Below are 13,550 nucleotides of genomic sequence, written 5' to 3' on the forward strand. Positions count from 1 at the left end.
GAAATTAGGATTTCCAAACTGGCTATATATAAATTAATATTTAGCTGTTAAACCGCCATCTAAGATGAACTCTGAACCTGTTGAATAACTTGCGTCCCCTGCTAGGAATAATACTAGTTTGGAAACTTCTTCAGGTTGTGCTGCACGTTTTAATGGAACATTTTCAGCTAATTGATCGGCAACATCCGCTACATCTGATTGACTTACCATTGGTGTTAAAATAACTCCTGGATGAATGGAGTTTACACGAATTCCATATGGGGCAAGTTCAATTGCAGCTGATTTTGTCATGCCGCGTACTGCAAATTTTGAGGCATCATAAGCTAATGTTCCCGCACTGCCACGTAGTCCGTTAATCGATGAAATATTAATAATAACACCATTCCCAGACTTTTTAAGTGACGGCACCACAGCTTTCATTCCTAAAAATACACCAACTTGGTTAATGTCGATTACTTTTCGATATTCTGCCTCTGAAAGCTCTTCAAAAGGTTTACTGATGACAATCCCAGCGTTGTTTACTAATACATTGATTGGACCATAGATTTCCTCAGTTTGTTCCACAATTCTTGTCCATTGTAATTCTGATGTTACATCATGCTTTAAAAATGTCGCGTTATCACCAAGTTCAGCAGCTAATGCTTGTCCATCTTCGACTAAAACATCCGTAATAGCTACTTTAGCACCTTCCTCAACAAATGCCCGAGCGTGAGCTGCACCTTGTCCACGTGAACCACCTGTAATTAACACAACTTTGTTATCAAATTTGCCCATTTAACATTCACTCCATTTTATTTGAATTAGTAGAAATTCTACAATTCATCCTATTCGAAGTAGAATAAAATATGATAACAGGTAATTTTAATATTTTTTTATAGAAAGATATTGTTTAGTAAAGTATTGTGATTATCAATGAATCAAAATTAATTTTTATAGAAATTGTAATCCATTTTTAATGTGGAAACAGTAAAAACCAGCCCTTTATTTCAAAGAGCTGGCTTGTTTTTATTTCGCGTCTGTTCGTTCCTCACCTTTTGGCAAGTATTGCAGCATTCCAATATCTTTTAAACCGTTATAGATTTTAGTTGTATAGCCTAAAGTTTCACTAGAAAGATAAGAAGATTTCGAAGCAATCATTTCTTCAATTGTCGTTAAGTAAGTTGGATCAATTTTAGACCAAAATTTATAGGCATTGATCAAATCTTCAAGTGTTAAATGTTGATAGTCATCTCCTACAAGAGTGCCATCTGAAGATATCTTATACCAAATATCCCCATTATCCCGAATCCATTTATGCTGATCTTTTTCAATTGCCGTCATAATAGCTCGTGCTGTTACTAAATATTTTTCGTCGCCGAACTCTTGATATGCCAATAATAATAAGTTCATTCCACCCAATACATGGTTCATGGAGGAGTGTGTTGTCACTTTTTGTATTATTGGAAAGTAATCTGAAATATAGAAGGAGTCTTCATCCACTTCAATTATATGACCCTGTTCTTTTTGGGAAACTAGTAAATCTGCATAGTTCCGTAATGGCTCTTTATAGTCTTTAACGTTAAATAATTCACCGCTGTTATAGTAAAACAGTGCGATTTGTTCGTTGAAACGTGTATCTATGAATGGTGCTGTAATATTATATAACCCTTTTAAGTACGTACTTGTTACTTCGGTTTGCCAATATGTGCGGTCTCCTTTGAAGATATCCAAATTAACAAAAGAGTTGTGCACAAGATTTTCAAAATAACGATCACCTTGTTGCTTATAAAGTGCTAATGCGCGATCCTCTTTCACAAGTAATAAGTTTCGACCATAACCATGTCCACTTTTTGGTAATGGTTCTGTTGATGTAGCCATTTTATTTAATGGTCCTTCTGCAGTATACCAATTATTACGTTTAATATAGTACTCTGCTGTTTCTTTCATCCATTCTTCTCTATGACTATCCGTCTTAAATAATGCATTATCCGAATTCATAACCCAATGTTCGACAATATCATGTCCTGATGAAGAAAGTGTATTGATGGATAAAAATGAATTGCCAACTTGTGCAAACGACAATGATTCAGATTCAGCTAATAGATTGCGCATTAAGCTTTTTCCGCCATCCTCATACTCCATTGATAATTGTACTGATTTGTATGCTTTGCCAATCATTTGTTCTTCAATTGAGCCATCTTCTTTAGTAATACGAAGCAAGCCCGTAGGATAAGAAGTAATATCCTGTCCAAAAACCGTTTCATCATCACGAATAATTGGATAACGATCGTACCTATATAAATGATTTGTTTGAACGTTTTGTTCAATTTGAATTAAATCAATTTTTTGATGATATCCAGTTAGATTATCAAATCGAGTGAAAACAAAATAGTCTCCATTATTAAATGTACGAATTGTAACAGTTGCTTTTGAACCTATTGTTCCCACTAAGTAAATAAATTGATGGTCAGTTGCATGTCCAAAATCTATGCTGTCTTCACTAATTAACTTTAGCTGCTCTGGTGCACGCAGATATATATCTTCTTCTACCAATGCCGGAATTTTTGCAAAATAAACAGTGTCATTACTTAATTGAAAGGATGGCGAGTAATTCGTTTCATTTACCAATAATTTCTCAGTTTCAGGAATTCTATGTATCTCATTTAAAAAGTTATATAATACAGAAGCAAATTCAGCTCTAGTAACATATTGAGAATTGTCTTCATTATTAGTTGACATAATAATATTATTTATAAAATCTACATTTAAATTCTCGTTATATGTATAAATTAAATAACCCTGTACAAGCTCACCTGTTAACTCTTTATATGTAATTGGCATTGTATTACTTTCAGTGTTTATCTCCCTGTTTTGGAAAAGATTTTTTACTTCTTTATACCTCTTTGAAGATTGAGAGATTTGGAGCGCTCTATTAATTGCCTGTTCTGCTTCGCCTTTCGTTATTCTTGACTTTGGACGAAACTGGAAGTCCGGATCCACCTGCAAAATATCTAGTTCAAGTAATGCAGCAATTTGATTTTTTGATTGGTGGTTTTGGGGAATATCAATTATTTTAATGTCATCATTTGCTGCTTGTGCATTACTTGGTGCAGCAAATGCTAGTACTGCGATGAGTATAAGAAATATATGTTTTACATACTTTTGCACTGTCAGTCCTCCGTATGTTAATTTTTAATTCTTTTTTATTATACATAGTCTTGCTTTATTCAACAAATAACGATGCACTTAGATTAATAAATTTAAAAAACGCTTGGAAAATTAGTTCCAAACGTTAACATTGCTGTTATTTGTTAGATGGATGGCAGAAACAATTTAAAGTATGGTCATTTACCATTCCAATCGCTTGCATATAGGAATAACAAATCGTACTCCCAACGAATTTAAAGCCATCTTTTTTTAGTTTTTTGCTCATCTTATCGCTTATTTCAGTTGTAGTAGGTACATCTTGCACAGTTTCCCAGTAATTTATAATCGGCTTATTATCTACAAAGCTCCAAATATAATTCGAAAAAGAACCATATTCTTGTTGAATTTTTAAAAATGCTTTCGCATTTGTTACAACGCTTTGAATTTTTAACTTATTTCTTACAATTCCGGTATTTTCTTTTAATGATTGTAATTTTTCATCTGTATACTGAACAATTTTATCAGCTTCAAAATTATCAAAAGCTTTTCTATAGTTGTCTCTTTTTTGTAGAATAGTCCACCAACTAAGTCCTGCCTGCGCTCCTTCTAGACATAGCATTTCAAATAACAGGCGATCGTCGAAAACAGGAACTCCCCATTCTTTATCATGATATTCAATATATAATGGCTCTTTTAATATTACCCAATTGCATCGATTATCCATTTGCAACATCCTCTTTTAATCTTTAATTAAAATTTTTATTCTATTTAAAGAATCCTCAAGACACAAGTACTATAAATCTCCATAATTAAATAATATATAGCAAAAGGTGACGAGTTTATTCCCGCCACCTTTTTATTATAGATTTACAAGAATTCTTCCTCTTGCATCCCCTTTAAGGAGTGTAGGCAGAACATCTGGTAACTGTTCCAGAGTAACCTCTTGTAAAATTAGATCTTCTAAGTTGGACGGTTTGAAATCTGTTGCTAAACGATTCCAAACTTTTAATCGTGTTTCCATTTCACAATATACCGAATCAATTCCTAGTAGGTTTACACCTCTTAAGATAAATGGAAAAACAGTAGTTGGAACACTTGTTCCTGCTGTTAATCCACTAACTGCAACTGAGCCACCATACTGAATTTGGCTTAATAGGGATGCGAGAGGTTCACCACCAACTGGATCTATCGCAGCAGCCCATTTTTGCTTTCCTAAAGCTCTAATCTTTCCATCGAAAACTTCCTTACGTGAAACTATCGATGTAGCGCCGAGATTTTTCAAATATTCTTGCTCGAATTCCTTACCAGTACTTGCTTCAACCTCAAAACCGAGAGTTGATAAAATCGACACAGCAAAACTTCCTACACCACCGGTAGCCCCTGTTACAAGCACCTTCCCCTTCTCTGGAGAAACTCCATTTTCCTCTAATCGTAGAACAGACAACGCTGCTGTAAAACCTGCCGTACCTATAGTCATCGCTTCCTTTAATGTTAGACCTGCTGGAAGAGGAACAATCCAGTTAGCCGGGATGCGAGCATATTCGCTATAGCCTCCAAAGTGTGAAACTCCGATTTCATAGCTCGTTGCAATAACCTCGTCCCCTTCTTGGAAACGGGAATCTTCAGATGAAACAACTACTCCAGCTAAATCAATACCCGGAACAAAAGGATAATTTTTTACAATGTTGCCATTTGGTATAGCAGCTAGACTATCTTTATAGTTAACACCAGAATAGTGAACTTTAATTAACACTTCCCCTTCTGGCAAATCTTGAAGTGAAATCTGCTGTGGTTTTACAGTAAATTGTTCTTCCTCTTTATTTACAACTAGTGCGTTAAATTGTTGAATCATAATTATTCATCCCTCTACTCTTTTTTCAAATTAACTTTCTAGTTTTACAAGTTTATAAGATTATATAGTAAACCTATCTAACAAATGTAATAAAATCAATACCCACTGGTTCAATTCCATCTGTTCGAAGTTTTATATTAATTTGTCCGCGATGATGCTGTCCATGTAATGCAATATGAGTAAGAATTTCTCTAATTGTATTTTTAAATTCTGTTCCTTTACTGTTTTTATAAAAAACTATCTTATCTAAGTCAGTATTGTTTAGTTGGGAAAGAAACTTTGTTGAAACTTCTTGATTTTCTTCAACTAATTGTGAACAGACTTTTAAATCAACTTCTGTCCAAATAGGAACGTTCGAACTGTCTAAACCTTGCAGTCTAGTAAACCAAATTTTTTCTGCTAATAAAATATGAGAAAATAATCGGATTATTTCTTGGTTTTCTACTTCCGCATTTTGCAGTGTTTTAAGAATACGTATATTTGCCCAATTTAAATGTTCAAACATTTTTTGAATAGTTTCTATATAAAACCACTCCTTTTAAACTTCTTGATATACATTATTTTTACATATATCCGTCAAAATTGCTAAATTTATTAATTCCAAAAAAAGATTGTGTTAAATTTTCACTTTAACACAACCTTATCCGAACTAACTTAGCGGCTCATTTTTCATTCTTTGAATAGCATGTTTTCTACGTTCATTTTTATCCTTAATATTTTCTCGTTCTTCAGGAAGCCCAAATTCCAATCCAATTTCTGACTCACGGATATTTTTTTCTGTATTTTTTATGATTGTTTCTTTGCTAATAAACTTTTTCGGTCTGCCTGCTACTTCTTGTGGGTTTTGTTTCATTCCAAAAACCTCCTATGTTTATTTTTTATTTACTATCTTAGTTTGTAATTGTTTTTTTCATTTATACTTGAAGCCTACTCTAAGTAAAAAACACAACTTGACAAAAAACGTGTAATAAGTCGAGATTAAATCGACTATTACACGTCTCTTAAAAATTATTAGATGGCTATTTACTAATGGAAAATAATCGTTTTATTTCCTTCAACAATGATACGATTCTCTAGATGCCATTTAACAGCTTTTGTTAAAACACGGCGTTCAATTTGACGACCAATTTTCTTTAATGTTGGCACATCATCACGGTGGTCGACACGTTCAACATCTTGTTCAATAATAGGACCTTCATCTAAATCATTTGTAACATAATGTGAAGTCGCACCTATTAATTTAACGCCTCGCTTATGTGCTCGGTCATATGGGTTTGCACCTATAAATGCAGGTAAAAATGAATGATGAATATTAATAATTCGATTTTCAAAATGGTTGACAAAATCTGGTGTTAAAATTTGCATATAACGTGCCAAAATTAATAAATCTACCTTATATTCTTTCATTAGTTGGATTTGTTGTGCCTCAACTTCTTTACGAATATCTTTGTTTGCTGGTAAGTAGTGGAATGGGATGCCATAAGACTCAGCAATTGAACGTGCTTCCTCATGATTACTTATGATGACAGCGATATCAGTATCCAAGTCGCCATTTTGCCACTCCCATAATAATTCCAGTAAGCAATGAAGCTCTTTTGATACATAAATTGCAGTACGTTGGCGTTGATTGCGATAATAGAAGTTGTAAGTCATCTCATAGTCGCGTGCAATTTGTTCAAATTCCTTTTCCATTTCCTGTGCTTTATCTTGAAGATGTTCGCAATGATACTCTATGCGAATAAAAAATTTTCCGTTTTCAGGATCACTTGAGTATTGGCTTGATTCAATAATATTCGCATTATGCTTATATAAAAATGTAGATAAAACCGATACAATTCCTGGTTTATCTGGACATTTTACTAACAATCTTGCTCGATTACTAAGCTGTAGATCTTGTTGTTTTGTTACATTTTTCACTTGCTCAACTTGCATTACAAACGACACTCCTAATCTATTTCTGTTAATTTTTTAATTATCTATTATTTTCAGAAAATGAGCAACAATTTTCACTGATGATTTATTGTTTACATAAAGTTAATGAAACATTCCCATAATATCATTAAAAGGAGATGACAACATGTACGACAAAAAAGAATTTGATGAATACTCAAATTATGATGACAGGGATATCCAACATGGTAAAGCTGCACCGCAAATGGGGCGTTCTAACAAAGAGGAGTATGGGACAGAGAAAAATTTTAAAAGCCTATTCTCTAAGAAGAATTCAACTAATAAAAAAGGAAACAACCAATAAGTTATGTAATGTGAAGTTGCCAAATGGTTAGACCAATCTTTAATCACACCATTAATTATTAAAAAATAATAACCAAATTCCAAGGCCTAGTTCAGCATTTTTCTTGAATTAGGTCTTTAATCTCTCTTTCGTTTTTACTTAGCTTCCTCTATTTTGGCAGCAATGACATTTATAATTTTTTACAATTATTTGTTCTATATGCTTTCCAATCACCAAAAGGGACTTTTCTTTCTAATAAATTATCCTGGTTCGCAATATAGACATAGGCATATGTAGAGTTGTTATCTGTGTAGATTAGTTGTTTAACCCGATTGTATAAGTTGTTATCTCCATTCTCCTTATAATCCTCTAATTCATCTAGCAGCTTTATTTCGCTTTCTGTTACAACATACAGTTCCACGTAAGTTCTATGTTGTAATGAAGGAACCATTGCTGGATAACCAAAACCCGTGTCATATAATAAGCCATTTGTCCAACAGCTGGTCTCTATACACGTAGCGTTAGTTAATAAATGAGCATTTACTTCTCCTTTCATTAAGGTTCCATAAACGAAAACTTTTATCACTTTTGCCACCTCCTAATAGATTATATCGAAAATGATATTTTAACATTTTTCATAAAGTAATAGAGTTTTGACGATTTTTTGAACAAAATATGAATTTTTTATGAACTTTTCTTTCATTTTATGATAGAATAAATATATATTATAAATCGTACATCGGGGAGGGTTTACGAAATGTATAAATTTTTCATTTATCTTTGTTCTACAATCTTAACAATTGGTTTAATTCTTTTTGGTCTTAGCTTTTTCACAAATATTTCCCATTGGATTGGGATTGAAATGGTAAAAGGTAGCGTTTATTTATTTATTTTCGGTCTTTTTATGCAACTAATGGAACACGATATTGCTAGAAAAAATCAAACAGAAACAGCATAGATGTACTCTAAGACTGTAGAAAACTAAAATAGTTTTCTGCAGTTTTTTTATATCTCTAAAAATTAAATACATCAATTCTAAATCTATATAAAAAATTATGGACCAGTTGGATGAAAAACATTAATGAAAAACTGGACATGGCTTGGGGCAAGTGCTAGTGCTCTAATAAAATTTGCATTTTGTGCAGTTAAAGCAAGTTCTGAATTTGCTGGTACAACCTCTTCTACTAAAGCATCTTGATCATCCTCAATACTTACCAGCACATCATTTTCTGACAAATTACGCGCAATGACGGTCATTAAAAGTGGCGACCGTATTGGACTAGAGGGTGATGCATAAATGAGAGTATAGTCTTGGCGAATGGGGATATTTTCAGTTATCTCAATTTCTTCTTGAAAATCAAAGGAATCTTCTTCAGCAGTTAATTCCCATTCTTCATCAAGATTCGGCACCTCTTCAATAATTAGCTTCTGTTCTGCACCAACAATCGCATTTACACAAAATTTTTGATTAATAATTAGAGAATTTCGATCAATCACTATCTCACTTTCAATCCGCCCTATTTTTCCACCATCATTCCATGGTTCACTCGATTTCTTCGGCTCTCCCATTTTACCGCCCCCTCCTACTAATAGATGTTTTTAGGGGACAGCTTGTGAGGGCTCTTAGCCAAAACAAAAATTTAGTAAGTTATAAATGTTTTTACATCCCTTCACTTACTTTTCAATAAAGTTCTCAAGCATTTCTTTTTTAAAGATGAGCAAAATAAAATTGGAGGTGATGAAGAATGGCAAAAAAAGAAAAAACAACATTTAGAAAAATGAAGAAACCTAAGAAAAAGAACAACCGCGAAGAAATTTCACAAGAGCTAAATTATGAGCGAGCTTTGAAGAAAATTGAATATCAAGATAATAAGATTAATGATTAGTTTGGTGTACAATTGAAAAATTATGTAAATAAAAATGCTTCAAATCTTTGGCATTAGATTTGAAGCATTGTAAATGTGCTTGAAGTGGACATGTATTATCTTTTCCTTCCTCAAAGCAATATTTTTATTTAAAAATAAAGGTTTAAAATTAAGTTTAAGCTTTTAAAATCATTAAATTAATCTAAATCAGTCATATTAATCAATATTTCCCTTAATGCCTTTAATTCGGAATGAGTGAACGTAACACCCTTCCCCATTTTGCTATGATTGTCTGACCAATCACGTAAATCATATTTCGGTTCACGATCATTCCAACTGATTAAATTTAATTCTTTTTTCCATCCAGTACTACCTTCCGATATTACGCCAACGGTTTTAATAATTTCATATTTAACTTCTGCCATCTTTTTACGACCTTTCTAATTATATTTAACAATCACTACAGCTAGATCAACTTTTTTCAAAGAATTCTCTTTTTACAATCATACGGATGTTAATATTTATATAGCCTATTCTAATTCCGCAAACTCCCACTGTGGATTCCAAACGACTTCCCATAAATGACCATCAGGATCTTGGAAATAGCCCGAATAGCCACCCCAAAAAGTATTGTGAGGTGGAACTGTAATGACTGCACCTGCTTTTTCTGCCTGATCCATTACAAAATCAACTTCTTCCTTACTACTCACATTATGCCCAATTGTAAATTCAGTTGGACTTTTTTGTGTTTGGATAAGTTTCGTGTCATGTGCAATATCTTTTCGTTTCCAAAGAGCTAGTTTTAATCCGGATTGCAAGTCGAAAAATGCAACTGCCCCATGTTCAAACTCTTGCCCAACCATTCCATCTGTTGGTAAGCCAAGTCCTTCTTGATAAAATTTCAAAGATTTCTCCAAATCATCTACCCCAATTGTAATGACTGATATTCGTGGCTTCATCCCATTTCTCCTTTTCAATTAATCCTCTATATTAAAAGTTAATTTAATCAATTAATCAATTATTTTTTCTTTTAATTTTTAACTGTGTAATTTCATACCGCATTAGTTTTATTAAGGAAAATGAATACTCTTTATGAGCTTGTTGTACAATCAAAACAAAAAAAGCATTTCTCACTGTCTGAAAAATGCCTTATTTATTAATAATCTCACTCAATGATTAAAATCTATTAACTTTGTGCCTGCATATAGACTTCTTCATATGGTTGAACGATAACAAAGCCATCTCCTTCAAATCTCATTTGTATAGATTCTCCACTGCCTCTACCAATGAATGTTTTGAGTGAAACATCCGTTTGAAATTCAGGTTGGAGATTGCCCGACCATGCTACAGTCGCATTTGGATCTGTAATAACTGGTTTTCCTGGTGTTACACGCAATGTGAGTGGTTCATAATGAGATGTAATGGCAATCATACCGGTCCCTTCACACCGAACATTAAATAAACCGCCCGCCATCATACCTGCTACTTTTCTCATAAGCTTAATATTATGTTTAATAGATGGCTCAAATGCTAAAAGGTCATTTCCGTTTACATAGATTGCTTCATTCTGTAAATGAAGAATAATGATTTTCTTCCCACTGTCAGCAAGATATAATTTGCCTTGCCCATTAGCTTTCATAAGGGAAGCGCCTTCACCTGTCAATGCCTTTTTAAACATCGCTCCAATGCCATGTTCTAAAACGCCTTCTCTCTCAAACTTAATCTTTCCATTATAAGCGACCATTGAACCCGCTTTTGCCCATACAAGACCATCGAGGTTTACTTCTAACATACGAGGAGTTTCTAATTCAAAAAACCCTTCACCTTTATCCACTTGCTCAGTATTTTTTATAAATTCAGCAATCGAATATTTATTCATAATAAACACCCCACCCTTTCATTTCTAACATATACGTTGCACACAAGCGTATGGTTTCAAAAATTTTGAAATACATGTAATTTGCAGGAAAATATAATGAACAATCAAGTGAAGTTTGCTATTCCAATAAACTAGATAGTAATCAATATACATTTTTGTTAGAAACTATTCCTATGTATAATAGAAAAGAATGATGAATTACGGAATGAGGACAACAAAATGAAAGAATATTATTATGATAAATTGATGAATATACATACCCAAGGGAGCAAAATGGATATTAACAATTCGATTGTTTATCATCCATATGAGCCAACTCCATATAGTGCACTTGAAGTATTATTTAAACATTATGAAGTAAAAATGACTGACAACATTGTAGATTTCGGATGTGGAAAAGGACGGTTGAATTTCTATATAAATTATTCGTTTAATGCAGTTTGCACTGGAATTGAAATGAATGAAACGTTTTTTAATCAAGCCATTCAAAATCAAAATAGTTATTTTAGGAAATTCAAAAAGCATAAAGGGTTAATTCAATTTCTCAATTGTTATGCAGAAGACTATGTAATTCAACCTAAGGACAATAGATTCTATTTTTTTAATCCTTTTTCAGTACAAATTTTTATAAAAGTCGTAAACAACATTTTGCTGTCAGTTGAACAAAGCAAACGTGAAATTGACTTAATTCTATATTATGCTTCAGATGATTATCAACATTTCTTAGAAACTAATACATTATTTAATCTTTATAAAGAGATCACTCTTCCTGGGCACTATGAAAAAGACAGCTATGAAAGATTTTTAATTTATCGTCTTGCTTAGAATATATAATAAAAAAGAGCATGGGACATTCCCAATACTCTTTTCATATAAATTAATTATTTATATTTTGTAATTGTTTTTGTTTAAGAGGCTCAATATCAATTTCAAACCCTAAGTCTTCTAGCATTTTTTTATCTTGTTCGTTTGGTTGACCTTCTGTAGTCAAGTAATCACCAAGGAAAATTGAGTTTGCAGGGTACAGGCTTAATGGTTGTAATGTACCAAGGTTGACTTCACGACCGCCAGATACTCGAATTTCCTTTGTTGGGTTAATAAAGCGGAATAAACTTAATACCTTTAAACAATATCGTGGGTTTAATTCGCGTGTCCCTTGAAGCGGAGTACCATCGATGGCATTCAAGAAATTTACTGGTATTGAGTCAGCATCAAGTGCACGTAAACTTCTAGCCATACTAATAACATCTTCTTTCGTTTCACGCATCCCCACAATGACTCCCGAACATGGAGAAATTCCAGCTTCTTTCACTAACTCAACTGTTGTTACACGGTCATCATAAGTGTGTGATGTTGTAATATTCGCATGATGATTGGCTGAAGTATTAATATTGTGATTATAACGATTAACACCAGCTTCTTTAAGTCTTTGTGCTTGTTCTGGTTTTAAAATTCCTAGGCATGCACATATAGTCATATCTTTATATTTCTCTTTAATTGACTTCACAGCATCTACTACGATATCAATTTCCCTTTTTACTGGACCACGACCACTTGCAACAATACAATACGTACCGACATTTAAAGATGCTGCACGTTCAGCTCCAGCGACAATTTCTTCCTTCGTCATCATCGCATATTTCTCAACTGGTGCTTTTGAAACGATAGATTGCGAGCAATATCCACAGTTTTCGGGGCAAAGTCCTGATTTTGTATTAATAATCATATTTAATTTTACTTTATTTCCAAAATACGCTTTTCGAATTTTATAAGCTGCATGAAGCAATGACAACAAATCTTCATCCAGGCTTTCTAATATTTTTAATGCCTCTTCATTTGTTATCTCATAGCCTTCCAATACCTTATTTGCTATAGACATATAATTCATCTCAAATTCCCCACCTTTAATATTTTTTGCACTCTATATCCAAAGACTCCAGCAAAAACAGCTAAGATTAAATCCTTTGGTAGTGGTGGCATCATCCAAAGCCAAGCCATGGAATACGAAAATCCATCCGGCGCTCCGAACCATAACATATAGGCTATATACATCCAATTCGTACCTATTAGATAACTAATAACTGTTCCGGTTAGAGCTGAAACAATATACATTTTCTTTGAAGGGTTCTTTTCAATCATTTTCCCAACTACATAAGCAACGAAAATAAAGGTGACGATAAATCCAAAAGTTGGGCTTAAAATTTGTGAGAACCCGCCACTAAATCTTGCAAAGACAGGTGCTCCAGCCAAACCTATCAGCATATAAACTGTGATAGAGATCGAACCTAGTTTGCTACCTAGTATTAGACCCGCCAATATCGCAAAAAACACCTGTAAGGTGATAGGTACACCCCCTACGACCATAAATGGAGCAAAGGATGTTATGTTGGCTCCTATCATCATTAGCGTGGCAAAGATTCCACAATAGACTAAATCGACTGTTTTCATTTTTACTCTTGAATTGACTGTTCCTGTTTCCAAATCTCCCACCCCTGTAAGATTTTGTATTACAAAATATATATTAGAAGAAAATACACTTTTGTGTCAACCTATTTTGATTTACGGTTAACACAAATCTCTTTTAATCAAAATAAA

18 protein-coding genes are annotated in these 13,550 nt (G+C 33.2%); 4 read left to right on the forward strand and 14 right to left on the reverse strand.

Annotated elements, in window-relative coordinates; all coding sequences use genetic code 11:
- Positions 1–33 precede the first annotated feature (33 nt).
- The 7 genes from EKG35_RS01535 to purU all read right to left on the reverse strand — a co-directional run bounded on the left by EKG35_RS01535 (position 34) and on the right by purU (position 6,910).
- Positions 34–774, reverse strand: a complete 741-nt coding sequence (locus EKG35_RS01535) for a glucose 1-dehydrogenase (RefSeq protein WP_126292552.1) — start codon at positions 772–774, stop codon at positions 34–36.
- Positions 775–1,005: 231 nt separating this feature from the next.
- A complete protein-coding gene (locus EKG35_RS01540) occupies positions 1,006–3,147 on the reverse strand; it encodes an S-layer homology domain-containing protein (protein WP_126292553.1) in 2,142 nt (713 codons plus the stop codon).
- 136 nt (positions 3,148–3,283) lie between these two features.
- Positions 3,284–3,850 (reverse strand): DNA-3-methyladenine glycosylase I, encoded by a 567-nt coding sequence (locus EKG35_RS01545; RefSeq protein ID WP_126292554.1) that lies wholly within the window; start codon positions 3,848–3,850, stop codon positions 3,284–3,286.
- Positions 3,851–3,985: 135 nt separating this feature from the next.
- On the reverse strand, positions 3,986–4,978 hold the full coding sequence (locus tag EKG35_RS01550) for an NADPH:quinone oxidoreductase family protein (RefSeq protein WP_126292555.1): 993 nt from the start codon (positions 4,976–4,978) through the stop codon (positions 3,986–3,988).
- Between the two features lie 73 nt (positions 4,979–5,051).
- Complete coding sequence (locus EKG35_RS01555; RefSeq protein ID WP_246020123.1) at positions 5,052–5,483, reverse strand: DinB family protein; 432 nt, start codon at positions 5,481–5,483, stop codon at positions 5,052–5,054.
- 144 nt (positions 5,484–5,627) lie between these two features.
- Positions 5,628–5,831 carry a small acid-soluble spore protein Tlp gene (locus EKG35_RS01560; RefSeq protein ID WP_126292557.1) on the reverse strand — a complete coding sequence of 68 codons (204 nt, stop codon included), beginning with the start codon at positions 5,829–5,831 and terminating at the stop codon, positions 5,628–5,630.
- A 173-nt stretch (positions 5,832–6,004) separates the two neighbouring features.
- A complete protein-coding gene (gene purU / locus EKG35_RS01565; RefSeq protein WP_126292558.1) occupies positions 6,005–6,910 on the reverse strand; it encodes a formyltetrahydrofolate deformylase in 906 nt (301 codons plus the stop codon).
- 145 nt (positions 6,911–7,055) lie between these two features.
- Between purU and EKG35_RS20780 the strand changes: the two genes are divergently transcribed.
- A complete protein-coding gene (locus EKG35_RS20780; protein ID WP_185807607.1) occupies positions 7,056–7,232 on the forward strand; it encodes a hypothetical protein in 177 nt (58 codons plus the stop codon).
- 169 nt (positions 7,233–7,401) lie between these two features.
- Here the strand turns inward: EKG35_RS20780 and EKG35_RS01570 are convergent, their stop codons facing one another.
- Positions 7,402–7,797, reverse strand: coding sequence for a gamma-glutamylcyclotransferase family protein (locus EKG35_RS01570; protein WP_126292559.1), 396 nt, complete (start codon positions 7,795–7,797; stop codon positions 7,402–7,404).
- Positions 7,798–7,968: 171 nt separating this feature from the next.
- Here EKG35_RS01570 and EKG35_RS01575 point away from each other — a divergent pair, with 171 nt between their 5' ends.
- Positions 7,969–8,169, forward strand: coding sequence for a hypothetical protein (locus EKG35_RS01575; RefSeq protein WP_126292560.1), 201 nt, complete (start codon positions 7,969–7,971; stop codon positions 8,167–8,169).
- Between the two features lie 95 nt (positions 8,170–8,264).
- On the opposite strand, the gene EKG35_RS01580 is transcribed toward EKG35_RS01575, so the two are convergent.
- On the reverse strand, positions 8,265–8,780 hold the full coding sequence (locus EKG35_RS01580) for a hypothetical protein (RefSeq protein WP_126292561.1): 516 nt from the start codon (positions 8,778–8,780) through the stop codon (positions 8,265–8,267).
- A 176-nt stretch (positions 8,781–8,956) separates the two neighbouring features.
- Here EKG35_RS01580 and EKG35_RS20785 point away from each other — a divergent pair, with 176 nt between their 5' ends.
- Positions 8,957–9,097 carry a hypothetical protein gene (locus tag EKG35_RS20785; protein WP_185807608.1) on the forward strand — a complete coding sequence of 47 codons (141 nt, stop codon included), beginning with the start codon at positions 8,957–8,959 and terminating at the stop codon, positions 9,095–9,097.
- 176 nt (positions 9,098–9,273) lie between these two features.
- Here EKG35_RS20785 and EKG35_RS01585 read toward each other — a convergent pair whose 3' ends face one another.
- From EKG35_RS01585 to EKG35_RS01595, 3 genes are all read right to left on the reverse strand, one after another.
- Complete coding sequence (locus tag EKG35_RS01585; RefSeq protein ID WP_126292562.1) at positions 9,274–9,501, reverse strand: YdbC family protein; 228 nt, start codon at positions 9,499–9,501, stop codon at positions 9,274–9,276.
- A gap of 105 nt (positions 9,502–9,606) precedes the next feature.
- Entirely contained in the window at positions 9,607–10,035 is a 429-nt protein-coding gene (locus EKG35_RS01590; protein ID WP_126292563.1) for a VOC family protein, read from the reverse strand.
- Positions 10,036–10,262: 227 nt separating this feature from the next.
- On the reverse strand, positions 10,263–10,955 hold the full coding sequence (locus EKG35_RS01595; RefSeq protein WP_126292564.1) for an AIM24 family protein: 693 nt from the start codon (positions 10,953–10,955) through the stop codon (positions 10,263–10,265).
- Between the two features lie 219 nt (positions 10,956–11,174).
- Between EKG35_RS01595 and EKG35_RS01600 the strand changes: the two genes are divergently transcribed.
- On the forward strand, positions 11,175–11,780 hold the full coding sequence (locus EKG35_RS01600) for a class I SAM-dependent methyltransferase (RefSeq protein WP_126292565.1): 606 nt from the start codon (positions 11,175–11,177) through the stop codon (positions 11,778–11,780).
- Between the two features lie 52 nt (positions 11,781–11,832).
- On the opposite strand, the gene bioB is transcribed toward EKG35_RS01600, so the two are convergent.
- Both bioB and EKG35_RS01610 read right to left on the reverse strand, forming a co-directional pair.
- Positions 11,833–12,843, reverse strand: a complete 1,011-nt coding sequence (gene bioB / locus EKG35_RS01605; RefSeq protein ID WP_126292566.1) for a biotin synthase BioB — start codon at positions 12,841–12,843, stop codon at positions 11,833–11,835.
- A complete protein-coding gene (locus tag EKG35_RS01610; protein ID WP_410799034.1) occupies positions 12,840–13,436 on the reverse strand; it encodes a biotin transporter BioY in 597 nt (198 codons plus the stop codon). The genes bioB and EKG35_RS01610 overlap by 4 nt, the downstream gene beginning before the upstream one ends.
- Between the last annotated feature and the right edge of the window lie 114 nt (positions 13,437–13,550).

Source organism: Lysinibacillus telephonicus (assembly GCF_003966145.1).
In the GTDB taxonomy this organism is placed as follows: Bacteria; Bacillota; Bacilli; order Bacillales_A; family Planococcaceae; genus Ureibacillus; species Ureibacillus telephonicus.

Excerpts from the sequence above, each read along its gene's own strand:
- EKG35_RS01535 (WP_126292552.1), bottom strand. The coding sequence starts at position 774 with ATGGGCAAATTTGATAACAAAGTTGTGTTAATTACAGGTGGTTCACGT.
- EKG35_RS01545 (WP_126292554.1), bottom strand. The coding sequence starts at position 3,850 with ATGGATAATCGATGCAATTGGGTAATATTAAAAGAGCCATTATATATT.
- EKG35_RS01550 (WP_126292555.1), bottom strand. The coding sequence starts at position 4,978 with ATGATTCAACAATTTAACGCACTAGTTGTAAATAAAGAGGAAGAACAA.
- EKG35_RS01555 (WP_246020123.1), bottom strand. The coding sequence starts at position 5,483 with ATGTTTGAACATTTAAATTGGGCAAATATACGTATTCTTAAAACACTG.
- EKG35_RS01560 (WP_126292557.1), bottom strand. The coding sequence starts at position 5,831 with ATGAAACAAAACCCACAAGAAGTAGCAGGCAGACCGAAAAAGTTTATT.
- purU (WP_126292558.1), bottom strand. The coding sequence starts at position 6,910 with ATGCAAGTTGAGCAAGTGAAAAATGTAACAAAACAACAAGATCTACAG.
- EKG35_RS20780 (WP_185807607.1), top strand. The coding sequence starts at position 7,056 with ATGTACGACAAAAAAGAATTTGATGAATACTCAAATTATGATGACAGG.
- EKG35_RS01575 (WP_126292560.1), top strand. The coding sequence starts at position 7,969 with ATGTATAAATTTTTCATTTATCTTTGTTCTACAATCTTAACAATTGGT.
- EKG35_RS01580 (WP_126292561.1), bottom strand. The coding sequence starts at position 8,780 with ATGGGAGAGCCGAAGAAATCGAGTGAACCATGGAATGATGGTGGAAAA.
- EKG35_RS20785 (WP_185807608.1), top strand. The coding sequence starts at position 8,957 with ATGGCAAAAAAAGAAAAAACAACATTTAGAAAAATGAAGAAACCTAAG.
- EKG35_RS01585 (WP_126292562.1), bottom strand. The coding sequence starts at position 9,501 with ATGGCAGAAGTTAAATATGAAATTATTAAAACCGTTGGCGTAATATCG.
- EKG35_RS01590 (WP_126292563.1), bottom strand. The coding sequence starts at position 10,035 with ATGAAGCCACGAATATCAGTCATTACAATTGGGGTAGATGATTTGGAG.
- EKG35_RS01595 (WP_126292564.1), bottom strand. The coding sequence starts at position 10,955 with ATGAATAAATATTCGATTGCTGAATTTATAAAAAATACTGAGCAAGTG.
- EKG35_RS01600 (WP_126292565.1), top strand. The coding sequence starts at position 11,175 with ATGAAAGAATATTATTATGATAAATTGATGAATATACATACCCAAGGG.
- bioB (WP_126292566.1), bottom strand. The coding sequence starts at position 12,843 with ATGAATTATATGTCTATAGCAAATAAGGTATTGGAAGGCTATGAGATA.